A 24,011-nucleotide genomic window follows, 5' to 3' on the forward strand; every position below is an offset into this window, starting at 1 on the left:
GCCCGGACGGAAACCATTTCCAGTCGTGCCGCTGCCCAACTGCCGACCTACTCGGCGATCGGTATAAAACAACTGCAACATGCCGTCTTTGATAAAGGTAATTGGTTTGGTCGGGGTGCCTTCGTCATCAAACGGACAGCTAAAGGGACCGCGATCGGGTTCCTGACTGAGCGTGATGCTGGGGGAAGTCACCGTTTCGCCTAAGCGATCGCTCCAGGGAGAAGCCCGCTCGATTACTTGTTTGCCGCTCAGAGCCGCCTGAACGGTGCCCCAGAGCATATCCGCAGCTTTTGCCGTAAACAGGACGGGCACTTTTCCCACGGGGGGAGCCGTATTGCGTTTTGCCCAGTCTAATCGCTGAATAATCTGCTGTGCCAGAAGCACCGGATCAAGCGGTTCACGCTGGGTTTGCCCGTCGGACACGCTGAGGAAATCATCACCGCGCACCCATTCAGCAGAGAGATAGCAGCTTAGGGTCGTGTCGGTATAGCCGCAGTCTAAGCCTTCAGTATTCATTAAGCGGGTCGTTTCTGCGTCGCACTCCCACTCAGCGGTACAAAGAATTTCCGGGTATGCTTCTCGCACCAGGGCGATCGACTCCTTACCCCATTCCACTAGCGTTTCAACAGGAATTGACTCACCCAAATCCGGGTAAGACTGACCCGAAGGCGGTGAGAGTTCGATCGTCTCTGGTTCATTCAGTTCGCTGAGGGCAAGGGCACGATCGACCAGAGCTTGAGGCTCAACCGCACCATAAGCAACCGCTAAGCCCGGACAGCCGTTGCGCCAGAGTCGAAGGGCAACGCCTTCAGACTGCGAGCTTTCAAGCTGTTTTAGCCGATTCGCCTCAAAAAAGACCGGACGTGAGAGCGAATGTGACTCAAACACCTCTGCGGCTTCTGCGCCCGATCGCTTTGCAAGTTGCAGCAGTTGCTCTGCCCGTAATTCCGAGGGGGAATGGTCAGATCCCATAGTTCTTGTGATTGGAGAAAAGGTCAATGAGGGAGAACAGAGACGTTTTGCTTCTTCCCTATCTTCCGGGATTGGGGGACATTAGGCTAGCTTCACTTCCTGGAGCAGCCAGAAGCCTGCGAACGCTTCGGTTTGGGTGGGCGACTGCACCGCAATAAAATGTACGCCGTTCGCCTCTTGTTTAGCAGCTTCAAACTCTTTTGCTTCAGATTGCAGCGCAGGTTTCGGCAGCGAAGCCAAAACCCAGGAGTCAAGCCCGCCCGTTTCCAGCAAGAGCTGAGCAGGCGATTCGCTTTTGTAACGAACAAAGGCAAGCTCTAAGCCCGACATCCAGGCGGCAAGGGGCAGGGCACGCGAGGAATAAATGATTATTCCAGGAATCGGCTGGTCGGGCGCGATGTCAAACAGACTCAGTGGAAAAGATTCGCTAAAGCCAATTTCCCATTCCGGCATTTCCAAAAAGGCAGCCGCCTCCAGCGTGACAGATGCCCATCGATCGCCCACGAGCGCATCCGGCAGAGGCTGGGGCTGGGACGTAGGCATGGCAACCGAGGGATTGTTACTCGCCTGATAATTCGGCAGGGTGGGGTAATAGTCCTGCATTCGTGATTGAATCCACTGTGGCAAAACGAGCGTACGCCGACTGGAGTAAGCCGGAATTCCTGCTTCTTCGCAGGCTTTGGTGATCATGTTGCTCATTTGTCGCCGAAAAAAGCGGATTTTATCCGGGGGCTGGCTTGCCTTTTCGATCGCCCGATCGATTGCTTCCCGCAGCCAAACCGAGTTGACTTGAGCGTTCGGGCAAAACTCGGCATAGCGAAACAGCGAATCTGGCTGTCGCTGAATGTCCATTGGACTTTCGCAAATCAGCACTTCCCAGAGTTTTTTTTGGTTCTCGTCCAGCACGGGGCGCGAGTAGAAATCTAGCTCCCAAACAGTTGTCATTGTTCGATGATCGGTGTCCGATGATGGGTGGCAGCGATCTCCATCATAGGGGGCGAGGGGGACGGGTGGATGAGGAGGTAGGGAGATAGGTGGATGAGGAGGTAGGTGAGGCGGAATTGGGGGGTATCCAGGGATTTTGTTGCGCTTGGGCGATTTGCTGCATGGTGGCTTCGACGCCGGATTGGGTGATTTGGACGAAGCTGGGGGTAAAGAGGAAGATGTGAGTGCTGAGCTGTTGCTGATGTCCGTCGATCGCAAATGCCCCGCCTGCCACATAGTCCGCGCAGCGTTGCGCCTGAACAGGGTCGAGTGATCCCAGGTTTAAAACGACCGATTTGCGTTCGCGCAGTGCCAGAACCGCCTGAGCAGCTTCTTCAAACGATCGCGGCTGCATAAGCGTGACTTCCATCAGCACACCGGGCATACCCACGACTTTTCCCGACGCAGACCGCTGCATAGGCGATCGGCCGTCGTTTGGCGGTTCGCCTTCGATTAGTTCGCCATCTTCGTCATACTCGTCGTACTCGTCGTAGCCCTCGCCTAACCCGATCACATCCCGCAACCGTTGGAAAAGATTCATGACCGTTCTGTCCTTAGACCAGATCGCTTGTTCTTATTGTAGTGCGATGTTGGCGATCGGATACCAATTTTGGACGCTAGATGTTGATTTTTCGTCTTAAAAGAATGCTTTATCGGTCAGGGTTCTTCCCCGACTGCCCCTTGCCTTCTAATCTTGCCTTCTAATGCTAAGAGGAACCTGGCTCGCTTGAGGGAACTCAAAGTTCCCCAGATTTGAGGAATTGAGGGGCTATATTGCCCCTTTCATCCTCTATTTAGGAAGCAATGTAGCCCCTTTTATCGCTTTCAAACCAGGGTCTCAAACCATTCCTACTCCTGACTCACCAACAGCGCAACCGGGAAATGAGTTAGTACTTCCTTAATCCAGATCGTTTCCTCGCTGGAGATTTCCCGTCCCGTAATCACATCGCGCCATAGCGAAGACGATCCGGGGGGTTGCAGCAGGCGAGTTTCGTGCCAGACCTGTTCGCCGATCGGGTATTCGCCTTCTTTCACGATCGCTGTCGGAAAGCGGGGCGCAATGACGATCGCCTTGGTGTCACCCAACTCGCGCATAAAGGCAGTCAAATGCGCCTTCAGGCTGCCTACTACAGCGATTTTTTCGTAGCTGCCGCGCTGAAACAGGTCGGCAAGGGCGTGACGCGCTTTGAGTACCTGGTGAATCAGGAAGAGTTTGATCCGTCCGTCGTCAGGAGACTTCAGCAGTTGATTAATGCAGCCGAAAATGTCGGTGTCGATCTGCTGCTTCAGGTCTCTGAGGAAATGGAACCGCTTTTCGTAATCCACCGGACGGCGGTTATCGGGATCGACCAGGCTCAAATCCCATAGCTCTGTGCCCTGGTAGAAATCGGGTACGCCCGGAGCGGTCATCTTCAGCAGCGTTTGAGACAGCGAATTACAAATGCCGTAGTGCTGAAGCTTGCGCTGGAAAGGGCGGAATTCTTGCAGGAACAGATTGTCGTCGGTGTTCTTCAAAATGCGATCGACAAACTGCGTATAGGCAGCCTCGTAGTCGCTGTCGGGCAGTTGCCAGGACGAGTGAACTTTCGACTCGCGGCAGGCTTTGATCACGTATTCTTTAACCCGATCGATAAACGTATCGTGTTCGGCAGCATCAAACGGATAAGCTCCCAGCAACGTTTGATACAGGAAATATTCGTCGTTGTGAGCAGGAGCATCCAAGCCGTCTACGGTGTCTTTGAGGGGTGCATTAATGGCATGCCAGTTTTTCAGATGGTGTTCCCATTCCTGAGGCAGTTCCGACAGCACGTTGAGTCGGGCACGTACATCTTCGCCCCGCTTGGTGTCGTGGGTCGCTGTTTCACTGATGGCATGGGGCCACTGGGCAGCTCGATTCTGGTTGTAGGCGTGAAAGTCTTCGATCGAGATGCCAAACTGAGAAATGCTCGAACCCACTTCATTCAGAGAAACCAGGCGATTGTAGGCGTACATTGCCGTGTCTTCAACACCTTTCGCCATCAGCGGTCCCGTAAACTGCTGCATTCGCATAATGAAATGGAGCCAGAGTTTTTTGTCTTCCTCTGGCAGTTTTTCGTCAAATTCCAGCAGCAGGAACTTTTCGATAAACGACACCTCATTGTTGAAGTTGGGAATCTTCTCTTTTGCCTTCTCAATGACCTGCCGCAGGCATTCCTGATCAGGTTTCCGAAATCCTTCGGAGCTGACATAGGTGCGATAAATCGGGAACATGGCCAGCACTTCCACCAGTGCCCGCTTCAAACCATACATAGTGAAGTCACTGGTATAGCGATAGCGTTCCGAAAGCTGTTTCAGCAAAATTGCCAGGTTATCAATATCGCCTGCTAGATGTTTGCCGATGATCAGGCGTTTCTTTTCGTCAATCAGTTCCTCGCTGGATATTGCTCGACCGATAAAGTTTTGATAGATAGCATCAAATTCGGTTTCGCTGGACTGTTGACAGAATAAGCAGTTTATCTTGCTCATAAAGTCATAGCCTGTCGTTCCCTGAACTGCCCAATTAAGCGGTAGCTCTTCATGAGGTTCCAGGATCTTCTCAACGACGAGATACACATCCGGGGCTTGTTCTCGCAAACGAGCAATATATTGTGCCGGATGATACAAACCGTCAATGTGATCAATTCTCAAGCCTGTAAATTTGCCTTCTTCAACAAGCTGAAAAATAAAGGAATGGGTCGTGTCAAAAACGCGCTCTTCCTCAACCCGCATTGCGATCAAATCGTTCACCGTGAAGAATCGCCGATAGTTTAGCTCTTCGTTTCCAACCTTCCAATAAGAAAGGCGGAAAAACTGTTCTGATAGCAGGTTGTCCAGCAAGTTAAAGCTTGCAGAATTGCCAACTTCACCGTTGAAAGTCTGAATGTTTTCTTCGATAAATGCTTTGATTTCAGGGCTGTCATTCCACAATTCCCAAAGCATTCGCTTAATAAAGGTGATCTGGTCATAGCGTTCTCGCCGCTCTGTTTCTGATGGAATGTAGCGCAGCATATACAGAACGCCCAGCAGTTTCACAAAACTCGGATCATTGCGTCCTAACTTCTCGCGAATCTGCGATAGATTGTGCATCAGCACATGGCTATACGACTCGATCCGAATCGGGAAACTGAGCGCGTAGTAATTAATCGAAATGCCTTGTTCGTTGTATTTAAGCTGGAGTTCACCGCTTTCTAAACAGTCACCGTAAAACTTACCTAAAAAGGGCGCCAGTACCTTTCCCTTTAGCCCTTCGTAAGGATGATTCCAGTCGATGTCAAAATAGTCGTGATATTGGGAGTCAGGACCGTTCTCCAGCACATCTACCAGGATGTAATTTTGGCTGTCGAACGCCATGTGGTTGGGCACAATGTCCTGCAGCCAACCCATATCCCGGGGCTTGAGTTCCTCAAGGAGTGCGTTAAAGGCTTCTTCCCCCCCTAACTCTGGGCTGATTTGTTTAGGGTTGACGGTATCATAACCGTGGGTGCTGCCCTGACGCGCTGTTAAAACGGGTGAGGCATAAATATCTGAAATGCCCAGTTCTGCCAGGTAAGAGACGATCGCCTGAGCGTGAGCAAACCTGAAGTCCGGGGTGAACTGAAGCCGATAAGTCGCTAAGGGAATTCGCATCATAGGGGGGCTAAAGGCTTTTAATTCAGAGACCAGTGAAAACTGCTGTTTGGTTTTTATGTAAACAATGATCGGCGACCAATATATGGGCAACCCATGTATAGTCAACCAATGCGCTCATATCCGGGGTGCGACGGCAATTTGCTTTTCAGGTATGAGTATATTGCCACACTTATTCTGAAAAGAGGAGTCCTGTAAGGTAGATTCCAGGCCGAGGAAATTCTTCCAACAGAACAGGCAAACGCTCGATCGCCTTACCGGGAACGGTTGACAGCTCAAAACGCTATTTGCTATACACTACAACGCTTTCTGCATTCAGCTGAAACGTCTGTGGCTGTGCTGCATTGACAGTGACGGTTTCGGCAGAGGTTGATCCACTTCCACTCCAAGCGGCATCGCTGGAATCAAGCAGCTTTTTCCAGTTGCCGTCCGCTAAAGTGAGGCTGAGATCCACAGGCTTCGCGTGAAAGTTAAATAAACAAACCACCTCCTGATCCTGATACCAGCGACGCAGCGTAAGCACCTGTTCGTCATCCAGCACGGCAACCTCCATACAGTTCCGGTCTTTATACGTCAGTGCTGGAATTTCTCGCCGCATGCGAATGAGGGTTTGGTAGAACTGCCAGAGGGTTTTGTGCTTGCCTTCATGCCGCTTTTCCCAGTTCAGCTTCGATCGCATAAACGTTTCTTCCGACTGCGGATCGGGAGCTTCGCCTTCTGCATGAAACGCAGCAAACTCTTCTTTGCGACCCTTTTGCACCGCTGCCACCAAATCGGGATCGCCGTGGCTAACAAAATACTGGAACGGAGCTTCCTCGCCGTACTCTTCGCCCATAAACAGCATCGGAAGAAAGGGAGACAGCAGCATCGCCGCCGCCGCCAGTTTCAGCGCGTCAAACGACACGATTTCAGTCAGTCGATCGCCCAGCATTCGGTTGCCGACCTGATCGTGATTTTGAGTGCAAATCACAAACTGACTGGGAGGGCAGTCGCTTGCTGTATTGCCGTGATGTCGTTTGCGGCTGGGCGCATAGCTCCAGGCATAAACAAAGCTATCCCGGTAGGCTCTGGCAAGCTTGTCGAGGTCGCCGTAGTCGGCATAATAGCCATGGCTTTCTTTAGTAAGAATTGTTCGCAGCGAATGGTGAAAATCGTCGCACCACTGCGCATGAACGCCATAGCCGCCTGCTTCCGGCGATCGAATAATGCGCGGATCGTTGAGGTCGCTTTCGGCAATTAAATATTTTCTGCATCCGGTTTCAGCTGCAATCTGATCAGCTGCTTCTGCCATTTCTTGCAAAATGTGCTTTGCGCCAAAATCGTAAATCGCGTGAACCGCGTCCAGCCGCAGCGCGTCCAGGTGATAATCTCGTAGCCAGTAGCGCACGTTCTCAACAAAATAATTCCGCACTTCGTCGCTGTAGGCATCGTCAAAGTTCATTGCACTGCCCCAGGGCGTCCGGTAGCGATCGGTAAAGTAGGGCGCAAACTGGCTGAAATAATTGCCTTCCGGTCCCATGTGGTTATACACCACGTCCAGCACCACCGCCATGCCCTGCTGATGACAGGCGTTCACCAATCGCTTTAAGCCTTCCACGCCGCCGTAGGACTGCTGCACCCCGTAGGGATATACCCCGTCATAGCCCCAGTTGCGATCGCCCGGAAACTGAGCAATGGGCATAATCTCGATCGCATTGATCCCCAGCTCCAGCAATTCGGGAATGCGGGGAATGATCGCATCAAAGGTTCCTTCGGCTGTGAACGTGCCGACATGAAGTTCGTAAATCACCAGATCTTCAAGCGGAACCCCTTGCCACTGCTCATCGCTCCAGGTGAACTTGCCCTGGTCAACCACTTCAGAAGCCTCATGAACACCCTGCGGCTGCGATTGCGATGCGGGATCGGGGCGATCGACCTCGTTATTGAGTCGATAGAAATATAGCGTGCCGGGTTCGGCAGCAATCGTGGTCTGCCAGTAGCCCTGTTCGCTGCGCTGAAGCGGAATGAGCTTGTCTTCGGGCGACACGAGATGAAGATCGACCTGCTGGCTGAGCGGCGACCAGACAGTAAATTGACACTGACCGTTACCAAGATAGCGGGATCCGATTTGCATGGCGGCGTTTGTGAAGTTCAGAATGCGGGCGAGAAAAAGCGGATTATCAAACAAATCCTTTATTTTTCTACACATTTCGGCAGGGATTCACATCACCCCTGAGAACTATCCCGTTAGAACCTCCCCGCCCTGATAGGGGGTTTGCTGGATTTGCCGCTCCCCCCGCTCCTAAACAACCGCGATGTCCACCTACCGTTCGAGCGATCACGCCATGCCCAAACACTTCAGCAGCACGATCGATCGCTCTGCGACTGTAATTGGCTTGTCATCGGTGTATTGATGCGAAGCAGTTCCCCCTTCATGGCAATCACCATCTTCGATCATGCGCGGTTGCGTGGTGTCGATCAGCGTCAGCCATGCCCATTTATTCAGTCCAGCCGGCAAGAAGAAGTCCAGCGGCTCGTAGTGGGCGTTAAACAGCATCAGGAAGCTGTCATCCACAATGCGTTCACCGTATGCACCGGGGGTGAGAATTTCCTGACCGTTGAGGAAAATGCCGATCGCCTTGGCAAAGCCATCGTGCCACTGCTCTTCGGTCATGCGTTTGCCGTCTGGGTTGAACCAGGCAATATCGTTTACGCCAGACCCGCGAATTGCCCGTCCCTGAAACCACTTACGCCGCCGAAAAATGGGATGATTGCGCCGGAAGTGAATCAGCTCGCGGGTAAAGTTTAGCAGTTGGTCGTTGTCCTCCTGCAAATCCCAGTGCAGCCAGGAAAGCTCATTGTCCTGACAGTAGGCGTTGTTGTTGCCTTTTTGCGATCGACCCATTTCATCGCCGCTCACCAGCATGGGAATGCCCTGGGATAGCATCAGCGTGACGAGAAAATTGCGCTGCTGTTTTTGGCGCAGAGCTAGAATATCGGGGTCGTCGGTGTCGCCCTCTGCGCCGCAGTTCCACGATCGGTTATGGCTTTCGCCGTCTCGGTTTTCTTCCCCGTTCGCTTCGTTGTGCTTTTCGTTGTAGCTCACCAGATCGTGCAGCGTGAATCCATCATGCGCTGTGATGAAGTTAATGCTTGCACTGGGGTTGCGTCCGTTGCTTTGGTACAGATCTGAACTGCCCGTAAACCGATAGGCAAACTCCGCCAGACGGCTATCCTCGCCCCGCCAGAAGTCGCGTACCGTATCACGATATTTGCCGTTCCACTCCGACCACAACAGCGGAAACTCTCCGACCTGATAGCCGCCTTCGCCCACATCCCACGGCTCAGCAATCAGCTTTACATCCGCCAGGATTGGGTCTTGGTGAATAATGTCGAAGAAAGACGCCAGGCGATCGACCGCATACAGTTCGCGGGCAAGAGCAGAAGCCAGGTCAAACCGAAAGCCGTCTACGTGCATCTCCAGCACCCAGTAACGCAGGCTGTCCATAATCAGCTTCAGTACCTGGGGATGGCGCACGTTCAGCGAATTACCGCATCCGGTGAAGTCCATGTAATAGCGGGGCATTCCTTCCACCAAACGGTAGTATGATGCGTTGTCAATGCCGCGCAGCGACAGGGTTGGACCCATCTGGTTGCCTTCGCCCGTGTGGTTGTACACCACGTCCAGAATCACCTCAATTCCGGCGCGATGCAGTGCCTTCACCATTTGCTTGAATTCCGTCACCTGCTGTCCCTGCTTGCCGCTAGCACTATAGCCTGCATAGGGAGCCAGGTAGTTGATCGAGTCATAGCCCCAATAATTGCGCAAGCCCTTGCCCGCTAAATGCCCTGGACAAGCCAGAAAATGATGCACGGGCATGAGTTCGACTGCGGTCACTCCCAACGATTGCAAATGCGAAATGGCAGCCGGATGCCCTAACCCTGCATAGCTTCCCCGCAGTTCAGGCGGAATCTCGGGATGCAGCTTGGTAAAGCCCCGTACGTGAACCTCGTAAACGATCGTCTCATGGCGCGGTGTTTGCAGCAGATCATCGCCTTCCCAGTCAAAATACTCATCAATTACGATGCTCTTGGGAACTAGATGGGCATCGTCTAATTCTGAGTAAGAGAGATCTTCTGCTTCATCGCCCCAGCGATAGCCAAAAATTTCTTCCCCAAACCGAATATCGCCGTCCACGGCTTTGGCATAGGGGTCAATTAGCAGCTTACTCGGGTTAAAGCGGTGTCCTTCCTGCGGGGCAAAGGGACCATGTACCCGAAATCCATATCGCTGTCCGGGACCGATCGACGGCACATACCCATGCCAGACAAAGTTGCTGACTTCGGTAAGTTTTAGGCGGGTTTCGCGTCCTTTCTTGTCGAACAGGCAGAGTTCTACTCCAGTGGCGTGTTCTGAAAACAGAGCAAAGTTGGTGCCCTTGCCGTCCCAGGTGGCTCCCAGGGGATAGGGCTTACCGGGCCAGACTGATAGGTACATAGCGAATGTAGATGTTTTGGATCTTTAAAGTAGCGAAACCGCTGATTTTAGACCAGGGGCAATTGACCAGCAGAAGCCGGAGCAAACTGAAGCGATCGCAGCTTGCTCCCACTGCATCAGACTTTCAGACCAATTGCTGGCAGTCAAGTCTTTTATTAGTTTTCATGATGAGGCGAAAAATTAGAGTCTATCCTGAGAAGGAGTTAATCAGAAATCTTTGTCTTCCTCATTTTTGCCCTGTCTCATGAGAGCCACGATCGAGTATTGCGCGAAACCGTACACAGCGCTGCGATTGGGTTGGATATTGCATCGTCCCCTAAATCTCCCAATGCTGGGGGACTTTGAGGATTCGTTCCCCCCAACTTTGGGGGGCTAGGGGGGCGAATCATACTCAAATTCAGCAACGCCAAAATATGCTGGCACGCTATGTTGGTACGCTGCTTCAGTCATGCCTATAGCATTATCCACAATTACAATTTGTACCTAGTTTGGCTCTACTCTTGAAGTCGAAATCGTAAATATATCCCGAACTGTTGCAACGTTTATCCGTTGGCGATACCGCCCAAAGATTGAGCTAACAAATTAGTCATTTCTTCTACGGGCAAAGGCTTAGAGAATAAATATCCCTGGCCCATCTGACAGCCTAACAATTTTAGTTGGGTCAGTTGCTCGGTTGTTTCAATGCCTTCTGCAATCAATCTCATGTCCATTGTTTTAGCAACTTGAACGATCGCAGTCACTAAACTCAAGCTACTTTCTTCATGAAGCCGTTGAATGAAAGAACGATCGACTTTGAGATGATCCAGGGGGAAGGAGTGAAGATAGCTGAGCGATGAATAACCCGTACCAAAATCATCGATGCTGAGCCGAATATGTCGATCGCGGAGATCGCGGATTACGCTGGCAGCAAAGTTATTGCTTTGCATAATTACCGTTTCTGTAATTTCTAAGTTTAAGCACTGAGGATCAAGCTGAGTTTTGGCTAAAACCTCATCAATCTGTTTGACATAGTTTTCCTGGGCGAGCTGGTGAGCAGATACATTCACACTGACAGAAAAAGATGAGTGAGCAAACCGCTGCTGTTGCCAGGCATAAAGCTGTTGGCAAGCTGCTTCTAATACCCAGTGTCCCAGCTTCAGAATCAGTCCTGTTTCTTCTGCGATCGGAATAAATTGGTTGGGCGGAGTTAATCCAGCTTCAGGGTGATACCATCGAACTAACGCCTCAACACCGACGATCGCCCCGGTTGCTAATTCCACGATGGGCTGATAATGCAAAACAAATTCTTCATTGAGAATGGCTTTGCGGAGATCGGTTTCAAGCTGAATTCGGTGACAAATTTGTTGATACATTAATGGATTAAAAATTTGATACTGATCCTTACCCAAGGATTTAGCTTGATACATTGCAATATCTGCATCTCGTAGCAGTTCTTCAGGATTGCGGTAAGCTAAACAATCTAAAACAATCCCGATGCTGAAAGAAATAAAAAACTCTCGTTCTCTCAAACTAAAAGGAGCGGAGCAGCAATTAGAAATCCCTTGAGCAATTTCAATCGCGGTGTCTGCTTCGGCGGGATGGTTTAATAGAACCACAAATTCATCTCCTCCTAAGCGAAATAGGAGATCTTGCGATCGTAAAACGGACTGTAGCCGATGAGCAATTGCCATCAGCAATTCATCCCCTGCTGGATGTCCTAACGAATCATTAACAATCTTGAATCGATCGCAATCCAAATAAAACACAGCAAAGCGGTGGTGCGAGTTGCTAGGTTCCAGAAGGGTTTGAAGCCGCTTCATGAGCAAAGCGCGATTGGGCAACTGGGTTAAGGGATCTCGAAATGCCATATTGAGCAATTGAGCATTAGCAGCTTCCAGTTGTTGGGTACGCTCTTTGATTCGCTGCTCAAGCTGCACGTTTAACTGGTGAATCGTTTGCTGCGCTGCAACGATCGCAAGTTGATGCTGTACTCGCGCGAGAACTTCCTCCATGTGGAAGGGCTTAGTGATGTAGTCTGCCCCTCCAATTCGGAAAGCCTCTACTTTATCGGTAACATCATCGGCTGCACTTAAGAAAATCACCGGAATATGGGCTGTTTTGGGATCTGCTTTCAATCGCTGACACACTTCGTAGCCACTGATTTCTGGCATCCGAATATCCAATAACACTAAACTGGGCAGCGTTGTTGCGATCGCCGTCAGTGCCATTTTGCCGTTTGTTGCTTTCCGGGTTTCATAGCCACTAGAGTCCAGGATGGTTGAGAGAAGATGGATATTCTCCAAAACATCATCCACGATCAGAATATCAGCCTGAGCCAGCGGATTCAGGGATGATGGTTGAGGGAGAAAAGAATTCTCATTGCTCATGGGTCTGGCTAAATGCTCCCTTGATCGATGGTTGAGTTTTCAGGTTGAGTCAGGCTAGTTAACTGATCAAATTGGTACCGTTTCACCAAGTTCGTTAACGCTGTAACTAGCGTGGAATGCTCTGAGGGAATTTGAGCAATTAATGCCAGGCTCTTCGTGTCATTTCCTTGAGCCGCTGCAAAGTGAAGCTGAGCAATCCAGTCCGGTGGCATCAGGGCAGCCAGGGTAGACGCATCAAGCGGGGACTTGTGGCCAGGAGAGCCCGACTGCGGAATTGCTGTTTTGGAACTAGGCTTTGGGAGAAATGTAATGCCGATATGCTTGGAGAGCACTGCTTGTAATTCTTCGCGCCGAAACGGTTTGCTGACAAAACTATCACAGCCTGCAGCAAGGGTCGCCTGTCTTTGTTCAGCAAAGGCACTGGCGGTAATGGCAATAATACAGGTGCGCTGTAAATTTGGTTGCTGTTGTTCTAGCTCCCGGATTCTTTGAGTGGCTTCATAACCGTTCACGATCGGCATATGAATATCCATTAAAATTACGTGGGGATGCCATTCTTGCCAAAGCGCAACGGCAGTTTGACCGTTCTCAGCTTCTCGAATGTCGAATCCTAAATGACTCAGAATTTTCTTAAGGAGTAACCGATTTGTTGCGTTGTCTTCGACAATGAGAAGGCGATGATTGACTGCTCTCCAAGGAATATCAGCGGAGGGGGCAGCGGATATATCGTTCATTTCGGGAAAGTTAGAGGCATTTTGAGCTAAACCAACGACAATCTCAAAGCTGAAGCAGCTCCCCTGGTCAACTTGGCTCCGCACCGTGATTTCACCGCCCATCAACTGCACAAATCGCTGGCTAATTCGCAAACCTAAACCCGTTCCTTCCTGGGATTTGCGTCCCGATCGAGTTTGTTTAAAGGCCTGAAATAAATTGCCTAACTCATCGGCTGCAATGCCTGCTCCCGTATCTTCAATCTTAAAGCTCAGCTCAATAGAGTCTCCAGATTTACCTGTAACTCGGTCAGAAGAGACAAGAGCATGAACTCGCAGGTTAATCCAGCCTTGCTCTGTAAACTTGACTGCATTTCCCAATAAATTAATCAAAATCTGACGCAGCTTGTTTTTATCTGCTCGAATTCGCTGGGGAACATCAATCGTCCAATCGAATCTGAGCTGTAAGCCTTTGGCTTCGGCTTTTAGCTGGAACATGGCTTGCAAGCTGTGGAGCAACTGGTACAGGTCAAATTCGGTTTCATCGAGCGTTACCTGCCCTGCTTCGATTTTTGAGACTTCCAGTACATCGTTGATTAGCCCCAATAAATGCTCCCCGCTTTGATTGACAATTTCGATCGATCGCCGCTGATCAAGGCTAAGGGATTCATCTCGCTGCATAAGCTGGGTAAAGCCCAGAATGGCATTGAGTGGCGTCCGAAGCTCATGACTCATATTTGCCAAAAACTCGCTTTTAGCCCGATTAGCCGCATCCGCAGCTTCTTTAGCCTGCTGTAGCTGTTTGGCTTGTTCCTGCGTTTGGGTTAACAATTCTGCCTGTTGAACCGCTACCCCTAACTGGTTGCTAATTTGAGTCATCATCTGAACTTCGGAGAGTTGCCATTCACGAGGTTCAGTATTGTGATAAGCCGCTAACAAGCCCCAAAGCTTATTACCAAAGAAAATAGGGACAATAGCGTAAGAGCGAGCCTGCAAAAACTCCAATAGCTGCAAGTAGCAAGTATCAAAACCTGCCTGATAGATATCTGTAACACAACAGTAATTTAACCGCTGGTGATACAGTTCCTCAGCGTTTTCCTGTAAATAGGTATCGCGAATAAGGACTTCTGCACCGTCCAGTTTCTTCACTATACAGCTAGGTTGCTCAAGGGTTGCAGGGGTCAATTCCTGCTGATAGTCTTCGATTGCAATAATTGTATTCCACCCTTCCTCCACGGATTCAGCCACAACCTGCCCAGTCCAATCGGGCTGAAAACGATAAATTAGAGTGCGATCGCAGCGAACTGCTCGACGAAGTTCCTTGGTTGTAGCGTCAAAAATTGCTTTTAAGTCTAGACTCTGCCGCATTTGCTGAATTACGCAGGCAGTCGTTCGCTCTCGCTCTGCAATCCGCTGAAGTTTTGCTTCAACCGCAATCCGTTCCTGAATTTCGATTTCTAGAGCCTGGTTAGCTTGAACGAATTCGGCTGTACGAGATTCAACCCGAAACTCCAATTCTTCATAGGCCTGACGTTTTTCCTCCTCAGCCCATTTACGTTCAAGTTCGGTAGCAGCCCGAGCAGCAAATACACTGAGCAAGGCTTCAGTGCAGTCATCTAGCTTCATAGGTTTAACATCCAGGATACAGAGCGTTCCGATGACTGCTTGGTTGGCATCTAGCAGGGGAATTCCCGCATAACTATCAAGTGGACTGTCTGCTGGAAGAAAATTATTATCAGGGAAAAGCTGCTTTAGCCTACCGCCGTAGCTACAGAGTTGTTTACCTTGCACCACTTGTTCACAGGCAGTTCCCGATAGGTGAAATTGGGTATTTGCGATCAAGCGGTCGTCCGACCAAAAAGAAAGGGTTTGCAGGGTCGCAGGAGAACTCTTGACTTTCTCTGAAACCACAACGCAAGGAACATTGAGAGCAGAAGCTAAGTTTTTTACCAGTGCCGGGAAAAAGTCTTGCCCTGTGACCGAAGCAGTCCCGGCTACGATGGTTCGCAGTGTTTCTTCCGCCCGCTGTCGTTCCATCACCTGTTTCTCGAGTTCCTGGTTTAAGCGTTCTAACTGCTTTGGGGTTCGCAACGTCAGGAATTGAGGCAGTAACTCAACTAGTTGTAATGCTGTGTAGCAAGACACCACAGCCGTAATTGCTCGCACTGCACTAGATAGCCAGTAGGCAGGATGCCAAAGCGTCCAGATATCGAGAAGATGCCCGGTTCCACAAAGGACAATGGAGGCCCCAAACAGTAACAATACTGGCGAGAACGGGATATCCTTCCGTCTCCATACAAAGCAGACCAACATCAGGGGAATCGAAAAGTAGGCAATTGCAATTAATGCATCGCTACTGGCATGCAGCCAGACCAAAGGAGTCTGCCAGAGATAGCAGTGTCCATGCGGAATGTAATAACTGGGGGATACAAGATTCCGGATGAGGTCGAACATTATTCAGAATCTAGAGATGTTCCTAATGTTCCCTTATCACCTGGTGAGTCTGCAATGAGGTTGGAAGGTATTATTTCCTTCACCCTGAAGTAGGAATCTTAATTTCTTCTGATCGATTCGCGGTGATTTACTCGGGTAATCTCGCTATTGATTCCGCTGAAATGATTAGGCTTTATCAGCAATAATTTATCAGCAATAAAACAAATGAGTAATAAATAGGATGAGTGGACCAGGGAGAGAAGTAGTTTCAATCCTGCTGCAATCAGGCAATCGCAGGCTGATGATGGCTGAATCGAAAGTTGTGCAATCCAAAAGCAACCTTCAGGACGGCATCGGCCAAGCAAGGGAATTAGAACGGATTTAGGAGCTTTAAGCTCCCCTCTAGCTCCCCTTCAAAAGGGGCGAAGTTGATCAACAAAAACTCCCAAACCGAAGCCTGGGAGTCTTGTATCAATTCAGCACGATTCGTTCAGTATTCGATCGCCCGCCGAATAACTTTGTTTGCAGTAACTTTGTTCGCAGTTATGATGCTTCAGCCGCAGCCGGAGGGGTCAGCCGACCGATCGCTTGCTTCACCAGGGTTTGCAGGAATGCCGACCGCTGGTTTGCCTGGAAGACCGATTGCAGTTTTTGCATTAGGCGATCGGGCTGGAACGCGGATTCAGCCTGCGTAAGATAGCTTTGTTCCTCGAAGTATTCGGTCAGGCTCAAGCCTGCGACCCGTGTGAGATAAGCTGCGCTCACCCCCTGGAGCATTCCACCTGCCACATAGGTAAGTGCGTGAGTTTTCAGCAGAGGCGAAATTGCTTGGCTTGCGACTTCGACTAAGCCTAGCTTCACCATTTGGCTTGCCAGGGCTCCGGTCATTGTCTTCGCCTGCTCCAGCGAGAATTTTTGCTGATAGATTGCGCCTAAATCCATCACCATTTGAGCATTTATCGTGGCGGTTGCCAGCAGGTCAAGACTGGAAACCGGGTTCGCAAAGGTTGCTGCTGCCGCAATCCACTGATATTGCTCGATAATGGGCAGGGCACGATCGCGCCGCACCTGATTCAGCTCGGTTTGGATCGATCGCTGGAGAGCCTGCGCCTGCCGCACGACGGTGGCATAAACAAGCTGCTGCTTCTCGCTGGTAAGAATGTGCTGAATCCGGGTCTGAAGGGCAGCAACTTCGGGTTCTGGATGCTCCAGTCGCTCTTGCATTGAGCCATCTGCCTGCACCTGACGCACCTTTACCGGAGCGGGCTTTGCCGAGACTGCGATCACATCTTCGGCTGCCAGAATGCCCGCCACGCGATCGCGCAACTGCTGCAAAATTACGGGGCGATCGTCTGACAAATACTGATCCTGCTTATTGAAGACCAGCAGCACGCGATGCCGCTGAGCTAGCAGCGTTTGGATGGTTTGAAACTCAGAGTCGGTCAGGTCGCCTGTAGTAAGAAACAGAATCAGATCAGCTCCGGTCACTTCCTCGGTATGAGCTTGTGGCGTTTCACAACTGCCTGCAATGTCCTGCGGCTGCTCAATTCCCCCCTGCCGGAAAAGCTGGGAGAGGGTTGTTTTCCCCGTAGCGCGTCCGCCCAGGAAAGACAGAGAAAGCTGCTGGCGATCGAGGCTTTGACTCAGGGTGCTGAGCTGTTCCTGAAAGCTAGTAATCGAAGGATGAATTTCGCTATTTTCTCCTCGCTCGGCAATAAGATGACTGATGCGCTGCTCGACAGCGGCAAGGGTTTTGTCAACCAGAGCGCGATCGGCAGGGGTGGTCGGCAGTTTCAGGCGATCGGTCAGAGATTTTGCCGTGCGCTGCTGAAGCCACCAGATTCCCGACCCCAGCGTGATTGCACCCCAAACGATCGTGCCGCCCCAATGAGACAAGCCAGCATCCAGACCGTTTAGCATGAGCGCGCCGCAGGTCAAGCCGAGTCCGCCCAGCAGAATCGGTCGCCGTAACAGAATCGAGGAGACAGGGGAATTCATAGGAAGTCCTGGCAAAAGAGAGGTCTGTTACTAAATTTACTAAATTTCTACTGGTTTGAGTTAGCAGCAGCGATCCAATAACCGAATTGATCAAGTACGGTATTCCTGCGGCGTTGTCCTGCTTGTCTATTTTTAATCCAATTTTAATCCAAAAAAATCCCTATCAGAAGAAATTAAGCGAAATCCTCCCCTGGTCAGACGCTTATAGCAAGCTGAACTGTTAACTATTCTGTAGGGTTTAATCGGATCAAGGATTAAATTGCAATGAAAGGAAGAAATTTTATTCACAAGCTGTTTCAGATTTAACTGCTGCTTCCTTAGAATTCTGTTTATCTAGATATTATTCGATCGAACTTCGATCGCTACTTTGTGAACCATTGTGTTGATTCCTTCTCGTATTATCCATAACACTTCAGATGCAAAAGATTGCGATCGGAATTCTCGGCTATAACGAGGAGTTTGGCATCGGGCGACTTCTGGACTCGCTGCGATCGCAGACGTTGATTCAGCAGGAGTACAGCATTTCCATTACTGTCGTGTCCAATGGTTCAACCGATCGCATGGCTGCGATTGCCAGAGAAGCTCTGCGGGAATTTGCCCCGTTTGGAATTCAAGCTCAGGTGATTGAACTTCCGATTGCTGATAAGTGCAATGCCTGGAATCACTTTGTGCATCATGCCACAGAGCCAGCAGACTATTACATTTTGCTTGATGCGGATGTCGTTTTCATCACCCCAACTGGACTCAGCGAATTAATTGATACCTTGAAGCACAATCAAAATGCTCGCCTTTGTGCAGGTAAAGTAATGGATCACAACGGCAATGTTGTCGTGCGGAAGCTGGACGGCAAATGCTACGCTGCACAGGGAGAAATCCTGCGGCAAATCGTGATCCCGGAAGGGATTGTAATGGATGACGCCTACGTTTTAGTCACAGCCGTCACCCATTGGTACGAGATTGACGTTGAGACGGGCATGCAAAAAGGCTATCTTGCCCGCGTGCAAAACCCGACCGTACAATCTGGCTCCACCCCCCGCGATCGGAACCTGACTTACTGGCTAGCTTGCCGCAAACGCACGATCATCGGCAGCTATGTGCAGGAACAGATCGACTTTTGCATGAGAACGCTGTTCGGTGGCGGCGATTCTGCCAAACAGATTGTGATGCAGCTTTTCCAGACCAATCCTCACTGGTTTTCAGAGTTTCTCAAACAGAAAGCCGATCGCCCCCCGTTTAAGCCTTCTGAGGTGGCGCGATCGGCTGGCTTAAAGAACATTATGCAGTTTAGCGTTTACTGCTATTGCTATTTGCTTTCCCTCAAAAGCGTTTGGAATCACGAGTTTGGACATCACGCCTGGAAGCTCAAGAGTCGATATTGGTAATCGGGTCGTCTGTTATGCCAGCAGTTCCCCGGTTTCCTGCAACTGGTGCAAGCGGTGATAAATGCCGCCCTGATTTAGAAGCTCTGTATGACTGCCCACTTCCACAATGCGACCCTGATCCAGCACTACGATTTGGTCTGCTTCGCGCACCGTGCTGAGCCGATGGGCAATGATGATCGTCGTTCGGGTTCCCAAAATCGATCGCATTGCCAACTGAATCGATCGCTCTGATTCGTAGTCCAGGCTAGAGGTTGCCTCATCAAACACCAGCACATCCGGGTGCATCAGCAATGCTCTGGCGATGCCCAAACGCTGACGCTGGCCGCCCGATAGGCGCACCCCCCGTTCGCCGACGATTGTGCGATAGCCCTGGGGCAGTACCCGCACAAACTCATCGACTCTGGCAATCTGACAGGCTTCTTCGACTTCTGCAAACGTCGCCTTCGGATTGCCGTAGGTCAGGTTGTCGAGCAGTGTCCCGTTAAACACATCCACTTCCTGATGGACGATCGCCAGTCTGCGCCGATAGCCTGTAACATCGAGCTGTCGGGTATCCTGCCCGTCGATCAAAATGCGTCCCTGCTGCGGATCAAAGTAGCGAAACAGCAGTTTCACCAGCGTTGATTTGCCAGAACCCGATCGCCCCACTAAAGCAATCGTTTGTTTCGGTTCGATCAGCAGGCTGATGTCTTGCAGCACTGGACGATCGGCTGCGTAGCCAAAGGACACGTGATCGAAATGCACCTTCCCCGTAAACTCATAATGTTTAACGGCTGCGGGCTGTTCCAGTTCAACTGTGTCCTGACCGTCGGGCAACTGCATAAACTCGTGGTAGCGCAGCATCGAGGAATAGCGGCGGGCAAAGACTTCGGCTAATCCGCTAATCGGTTCCAGTTCGGCATACGCCATGCTGGAAATGGTTAACGTTGTCACGAAATGACCCAGCGAAATCTCGCCGCGCACCGTTGCCCACAGTGTTAGTGCCAGAATCAGGAATACGCAAATCTGAATCACAAATCGCTGCCAGGTAAACAGCGTCACATAGCCCCGATGAACTCGGTTGATCACCACATTGAGTTCGCGATCGAATCGCTGTCTTTGCCGCTTTAGCTCCGCCGCCTCGGTTGCAAATGCCTTTACTGTTTTTATGTTGGTGATAATTTCCGAGGTACGACTCTCGGTGTTTTCCATATAGCGATCGAGGCTTTCTTCTTTGCGAATCAAGTGTTTTAAGCCCCTGAGCGTAAAGGCAAGAATGAAGATAAAAGACGCTAGAAACAGCAGCGCGATCCGCCATTCGATCAGCAAAATCACGACAAAAATTCCCACAATTCGAAATAGTTTGGGAACCAGTTCTCCGGCAATTTCGGGATATGTCCAGGTATGGTTTGATAATCCTCGTGCGACCCGTCCGGCAATACGACCCGGATTGTTTTCGTCATAAAATTCGATCGGTAATTTGAGAATTTTTGCCACCGATCGAATCGAATGATCGCGTCGTGCCCGCAGGGGAATCTCCCAGTGATACCAGTGACTAATCCAGGGCTGAATCGGCGCCCGTACGACCGTTACTAGAAAGATCAGTCCTAACAGCACCGCAAGGGTAAGCCCGCGACTCGCCGGAATTCCAGTCGTTGCCGCCAATCCTCCAAGCAACTGCTGCAAGATGGTATCGATCGGTTGACCCGATAGCACGTTGAGTGTTTGTCCGATCGCATAAGGCACAGCCAGATCAAGAATTTCAAACAAACTGCTTGTGGCAATGCTGAAGATAACCGCAGACCAATACGGTCGAAAATAATGTGCTAAATCACGAAAGTTAGCCATAGAAAAATGCGGTGGAGCAAATTGAAGTGAATGAATAAAATCAGCAAAGGATTAGCGGAAAAGTGTTAGTGAAAAGTGTTAGCCGAATTGGGGACAGCGAAACAATTCTTTTCCCTGGCAAGATGAGGGAATATTTGAAAAGTGTCTAATGTGCAGACGACTGATCGACCGTTTACCGCAGCAGAATGACGATCGATCGCTTTGACAATACAGATTGTAGCACGACTGTAGTATGCAAGCCACACAATCTCAATGAAATGGGCTCATCCGATTACTTAGAGCAAATTAAAGCATGCTGTTTAGCCTTGCCCTGACTTGAAGGCAAGACCCTTAACCTTTCTCAGAAAAAACGATGATTGTTCAGTCCATCTAGACAGGTCAATGGTTACCTGATCGATTTCACGGTTTCAGGCTGGTATCAGGCATTACTTTCTCTTCGATGGCTCTCCTTAATGGATCTGATGCGCGATAGGAATTGAAGCGATCGAAATGAAGATATGAAGATAAAACAAAAGGGCAAGCACCGCAGCACTGCCCCAGAAAATTCAAGAAGGAATGATTAATGCAAATATCAGTCAACGAATGATCACTTAACGAATAGGTTAGCCGATCGCATAGGCAGACTGAAGTGCCCAGATGATCAAAAAAGCGATCGAGCCGAGAATTAGCACAGCCGAGAGTGTGACCATTGGCGTGCTGTCTGCGCTTTGAAATTTCATGATTCCTCGATTTTGGTCGGTCATAGGGGGGTGATCCTTTGCAGTGAAACAATCATGCCTTCATGTTGAAGCAGCATGAAAGAGAGGTGCCACCTCCAGAAGGCAGGTTAATCGCTTATCAATATCATAATTTTAGCTAAACAAGGGAAACCTCCAGTTATCCAGGTCACACCATTAAAATTTCTTATTTGGTAAAGGTTCAGTCGCAATGCCTATTCTGATGTCAACCTTGCTGATCATCGCGATCGCTGGAGTCCTGGAGCTGGGACTGCGATCGTTCTTTGGTTTTGGTAAGCCGCTGCTGTACGTTGCCGACCCGCAAATTGGCTATCTGCTAGCTCCGAATCAAACCACTCGTCGGTTTGGTCATCGAATTGCAATCAATCAATACTCAATGCGAAGTTCACCGATCACCCCCCAACGAAATCAGGACACGCTGCGGATCTTGCTGTTAGGAGATTCGATCGCAAACGGGGCGTGGTGGACTGATCAAGACGAAACGATTTCTGCTCTGCTGCAAGCCCAGCTTCAGACACGATTATCAAAAAATCAAACCGTTCCATTGCTCCAAACCGAAAACCTTGAGCAAGTCGAAGTTTTGAATGCTTCTGCAAATTCCTGGTCGCCGCGCAATCAGTTGGCTTATCTAAAACGATTTGGCAGCTTTGAATCACAGGCGATCGTGCTGCTGATCAACACCGATGATTTGTTTGGCACGGTTCCTACTTCCGTACAGGTGGGGCGCGATCGCAACTATCCGGCTCAGACTCCGCCGTTTGCCCTAGCTGAGGTGATTCAGCGTTATGCCTTCAAGTCAAAGCCAATTCCTGAACTTGTCCAGCTTCAGCTGGCAGGAGGCGATCGGGTGGGAGAAAACCTGGCGGCAATTCAAGAAATTTACTCGATTGCGATACAGTCTAACGCTCAGTTTTTTCTGGTGATTACGCCGCTCCTGCGCGAACTCAAACCGCCCGGCTCGCGCGACTACGAGAAAACTGCCCGCGATCGTCTGCAAGCGTTTACTGAAACGCAAGGAATTCGATTTTTGGATGTTCTTCCCCGGTTTGCTGCCAATTCTCAGCCCGAAACGCTTTATCGCGATCACATTCATCTCAGCCCGATCGGGAATCAGCAGCTTGTGCAGTACATGATTCGATCGATGGTGGATTAACCCTGGGATCATTCCAGGCAGCGAGTCATCCTAGAAAGCAATCGTCGCGATCAGAATGGAATCGCCGCAGTTTTTCTCACACCTCTGGCGTTGCTTTCCAGCGCAGCATCACTGCCAGCATTGCAAGCGTCATGCCCAGCATTAATCCCCCAGCCAGTCCATAGGTTGCGCCTAAACCAACCTGTTGGCTGAGCGGTTGACTGATCAACGGCGAAATAAACTGACCCAGAAAAAAGCTCGTCGTTAGTCCACCCAAAATTCTTCCCCGCAGCGCGACCGGAGTAGATGAAGTCAAGCAGACATTCATATTGGGCATTAGCAGTCCGACTCCTAATCCAGCGATCGCCAAGCCGACCAAAACCAGATTGTAGCGAGAGACAAAACTAATAATGAGATAACCAATTCCCATCAGCAGGAAGGCGATCGCATAGAGCTGGGTAAAAGTGAACCGCGCTTTGAGCCGCTGATAGCTAAGGGCACTGATTGAGGTCGCAAGCGTGGCAAGGGCGATCGCTAATCCACTTTGAGATGCATTTGCATTCGCAATTTGCTGAAGATAAAAGGGAAGCTGCACAGGGATCATGTAAAACACAATCTGACTCATCAGCGCAATCCCATAGGTCATGATCAGCACCGTCCAGGGAACTGCCTCCGCAGGAAGGTTCTCGGTTTGGTTGGGCGATCGGTTGCGATCAGGTTCGGGCAGCACCAGCAAAATTAAAGGAAAAATGAACCACGCCAGCAAATAAATTAAAAACGGCAGCCGCCAGTTGACATCGGCGAGATAGCCGCCCAGGGTTAGAAACACCATGCCGCCCAATCCCATAAAGGCAGCTTGCAGTCCAAGAAACTGGGCACGGGTAGCCCCCAGGTAATAATCGGCAATCAGGGTAGTTGCTGTGGTCATAATGCCTGCCACGCTCAAACCCAGCAGCACTCGCCCGACCAGAATTGACCCGAGCGAATCCAACAAATAGCCAGAGCTTCCAGCTAAGCCATAAAGAAACACCGCCGCCGCTAACAGTCCTTTGCGTCCAAAGCGATCGATAATGCTGCCTGCGATCGGTGCGCCCAGGGCAATCAACAGCGCGGGAACAGTCAAGACTAATCTGACCCAATAATCGGCATTGGGAACCGTTGAGAAATGCTGCCGCATTGCCGGAAGCGAGGGGGCGATCGTTGCTCCTGCCATGACGGTGAGGGTACTGACGAGTAGCAGCGTTGCTTTTACAAGCAGGCTATCAGGGCTGTAGGATTTCATAGGATTGCTCACCCGGTTTCCACTAGATGGGTTGGGGACGAGGGCATTTCAGATCTTGATTCAGCA

14 protein-coding genes are annotated in these 24,011 nt (G+C 50.4%); 2 read left to right on the plus strand and 12 right to left on the minus strand.

Annotated features, from left to right (window positions below):
* The 9 genes from H6F80_RS12035 to H6F80_RS12075 all read right to left on the minus strand — a co-directional run.
* The coding region (locus tag H6F80_RS12035) for a TldD/PmbA family protein (RefSeq protein ID WP_190791788.1) at positions 1-972 on the minus strand (972 nt) is incomplete at its 3' end.
* 81 nt (positions 973-1,053) lie between these two features.
* A complete protein-coding gene (locus H6F80_RS12040) occupies positions 1,054-1,917 on the minus strand; it encodes a Tab2/Atab2 family RNA-binding protein (protein ID WP_190791789.1) in 864 nt (287 codons plus the stop codon).
* Between the two features lie 43 nt (positions 1,918-1,960).
* On the minus strand, positions 1,961-2,497 hold the full coding sequence (locus H6F80_RS12045; RefSeq protein ID WP_190791790.1) for a cell division protein SepF: 537 nt from the start codon (positions 2,495-2,497) through the stop codon (positions 1,961-1,963).
* A gap of 308 nt (positions 2,498-2,805) precedes the next feature.
* The gene (gene treY, locus H6F80_RS12050; RefSeq protein WP_242067309.1) at positions 2,806-5,604 is read right to left on the minus strand and encodes a malto-oligosyltrehalose synthase; all 2,799 of its coding nucleotides are present in this window, start codon (positions 5,602-5,604) and stop codon (positions 2,806-2,808) included.
* A 280-nt stretch (positions 5,605-5,884) separates the two neighbouring features.
* Entirely contained in the window at positions 5,885-7,714 is a 1,830-nt protein-coding gene (gene treZ, locus H6F80_RS12055; RefSeq protein ID WP_190791791.1) for a malto-oligosyltrehalose trehalohydrolase, read from the minus strand.
* Between the two features lie 204 nt (positions 7,715-7,918).
* On the minus strand, positions 7,919-10,078 hold the full coding sequence (gene glgX / locus H6F80_RS12060) for a glycogen debranching protein GlgX (RefSeq protein WP_190791792.1): 2,160 nt from the start codon (positions 10,076-10,078) through the stop codon (positions 7,919-7,921).
* A 542-nt stretch (positions 10,079-10,620) separates the two neighbouring features.
* Positions 10,621-12,444 (minus strand): EAL domain-containing response regulator, encoded by a 1,824-nt coding sequence (locus H6F80_RS12065; RefSeq protein ID WP_190791793.1) that lies wholly within the window; start codon positions 12,442-12,444, stop codon positions 10,621-10,623.
* Positions 12,445-12,452: 8 nt separating this feature from the next.
* Positions 12,453-15,608, minus strand: coding sequence for a GAF domain-containing protein (locus tag H6F80_RS12070; protein ID WP_190791794.1), 3,156 nt, complete (start codon positions 15,606-15,608; stop codon positions 12,453-12,455).
* Between the two features lie 522 nt (positions 15,609-16,130).
* Positions 16,131-17,585, minus strand: a complete 1,455-nt coding sequence (locus tag H6F80_RS12075; protein ID WP_190791795.1) for a slr1306 family protein — start codon at positions 17,583-17,585, stop codon at positions 16,131-16,133.
* A 416-nt stretch (positions 17,586-18,001) separates the two neighbouring features.
* Between H6F80_RS12075 and H6F80_RS12080 the strand changes: the two genes are divergently transcribed.
* Positions 18,002-18,967 (plus strand): glycosyltransferase family A protein, encoded by a 966-nt coding sequence (locus H6F80_RS12080; RefSeq protein ID WP_190791796.1) that lies wholly within the window; start codon positions 18,002-18,004, stop codon positions 18,965-18,967.
* A 12-nt stretch (positions 18,968-18,979) separates the two neighbouring features.
* On the opposite strand, the gene H6F80_RS12085 is transcribed toward H6F80_RS12080, so the two are convergent.
* Together H6F80_RS12085 and H6F80_RS12090 are read right to left on the minus strand one after the other, a co-directional pair.
* Positions 18,980-20,794 carry an ABC transporter ATP-binding protein gene (locus H6F80_RS12085; protein ID WP_190791797.1) on the minus strand — a complete coding sequence of 605 codons (1,815 nt, stop codon included), beginning with the start codon at positions 20,792-20,794 and terminating at the stop codon, positions 18,980-18,982.
* A gap of 602 nt (positions 20,795-21,396) precedes the next feature.
* On the minus strand, positions 21,397-21,513 hold the full coding sequence (locus H6F80_RS12090; protein WP_206755064.1) for an RNA polymerase subunit sigma: 117 nt from the start codon (positions 21,511-21,513) through the stop codon (positions 21,397-21,399).
* 208 nt (positions 21,514-21,721) lie between these two features.
* Between H6F80_RS12090 and H6F80_RS12095 the strand changes: the two genes are divergently transcribed.
* Complete coding sequence (locus tag H6F80_RS12095; RefSeq protein WP_199296527.1) at positions 21,722-22,684, plus strand: SGNH/GDSL hydrolase family protein; 963 nt, start codon at positions 21,722-21,724, stop codon at positions 22,682-22,684.
* A 76-nt stretch (positions 22,685-22,760) separates the two neighbouring features.
* Here H6F80_RS12095 and H6F80_RS12100 read toward each other — a convergent pair whose 3' ends face one another.
* A complete protein-coding gene (locus H6F80_RS12100) occupies positions 22,761-23,945 on the minus strand; it encodes an MFS transporter (RefSeq protein WP_190791799.1) in 1,185 nt (394 codons plus the stop codon).
* Between the last annotated feature and the right edge of the window lie 66 nt (positions 23,946-24,011).

The sequence above is a fragment of the Leptolyngbya sp. FACHB-711 genome (assembly GCF_014695615.1).
Taxonomy (GTDB): Bacteria; Cyanobacteriota; Cyanobacteriia; order Elainellales; family Elainellaceae; genus Leptolyngbya_A.

Excerpts from the sequence above, each read along its gene's own strand:
- H6F80_RS12080 (WP_190791796.1), top strand. The coding sequence starts at position 18,002 with ATGCAAAAGATTGCGATCGGAATTCTCGGCTATAACGAGGAGTTTGGC.
- H6F80_RS12095 (WP_199296527.1), top strand. The coding sequence starts at position 21,722 with ATGCCTATTCTGATGTCAACCTTGCTGATCATCGCGATCGCTGGAGTC.
- treZ (WP_190791791.1), bottom strand. The coding sequence starts at position 7,714 with ATGCAAATCGGATCCCGCTATCTTGGTAACGGTCAGTGTCAATTTACT.
- treY (WP_242067309.1), bottom strand. The coding sequence starts at position 5,604 with ATGATGCGAATTCCCTTAGCGACTTATCGGCTTCAGTTCACCCCGGAC.
- H6F80_RS12100 (WP_190791799.1), bottom strand. The coding sequence starts at position 23,945 with ATGAAATCCTACAGCCCTGATAGCCTGCTTGTAAAAGCAACGCTGCTA.
- H6F80_RS12070 (WP_190791794.1), bottom strand. The coding sequence starts at position 15,608 with ATGTTCGACCTCATCCGGAATCTTGTATCCCCCAGTTATTACATTCCG.
- H6F80_RS12090 (WP_206755064.1), bottom strand. The coding sequence starts at position 21,513 with ATGAAATTTCAAAGCGCAGACAGCACGCCAATGGTCACACTCTCGGCT.
- H6F80_RS12040 (WP_190791789.1), bottom strand. The coding sequence starts at position 1,917 with ATGACAACTGTTTGGGAGCTAGATTTCTACTCGCGCCCCGTGCTGGAC.
- H6F80_RS12085 (WP_190791797.1), bottom strand. The coding sequence starts at position 20,794 with ATGGCTAACTTTCGTGATTTAGCACATTATTTTCGACCGTATTGGTCT.
- glgX (WP_190791792.1), bottom strand. The coding sequence starts at position 10,078 with ATGTACCTATCAGTCTGGCCCGGTAAGCCCTATCCCCTGGGAGCCACC.
- H6F80_RS12045 (WP_190791790.1), bottom strand. The coding sequence starts at position 2,497 with ATGAATCTTTTCCAACGGTTGCGGGATGTGATCGGGTTAGGCGAGGGC.
- H6F80_RS12065 (WP_190791793.1), bottom strand. The coding sequence starts at position 12,444 with ATGAGCAATGAGAATTCTTTTCTCCCTCAACCATCATCCCTGAATCCG.
- H6F80_RS12075 (WP_190791795.1), bottom strand. The coding sequence starts at position 17,585 with ATGAATTCCCCTGTCTCCTCGATTCTGTTACGGCGACCGATTCTGCTG.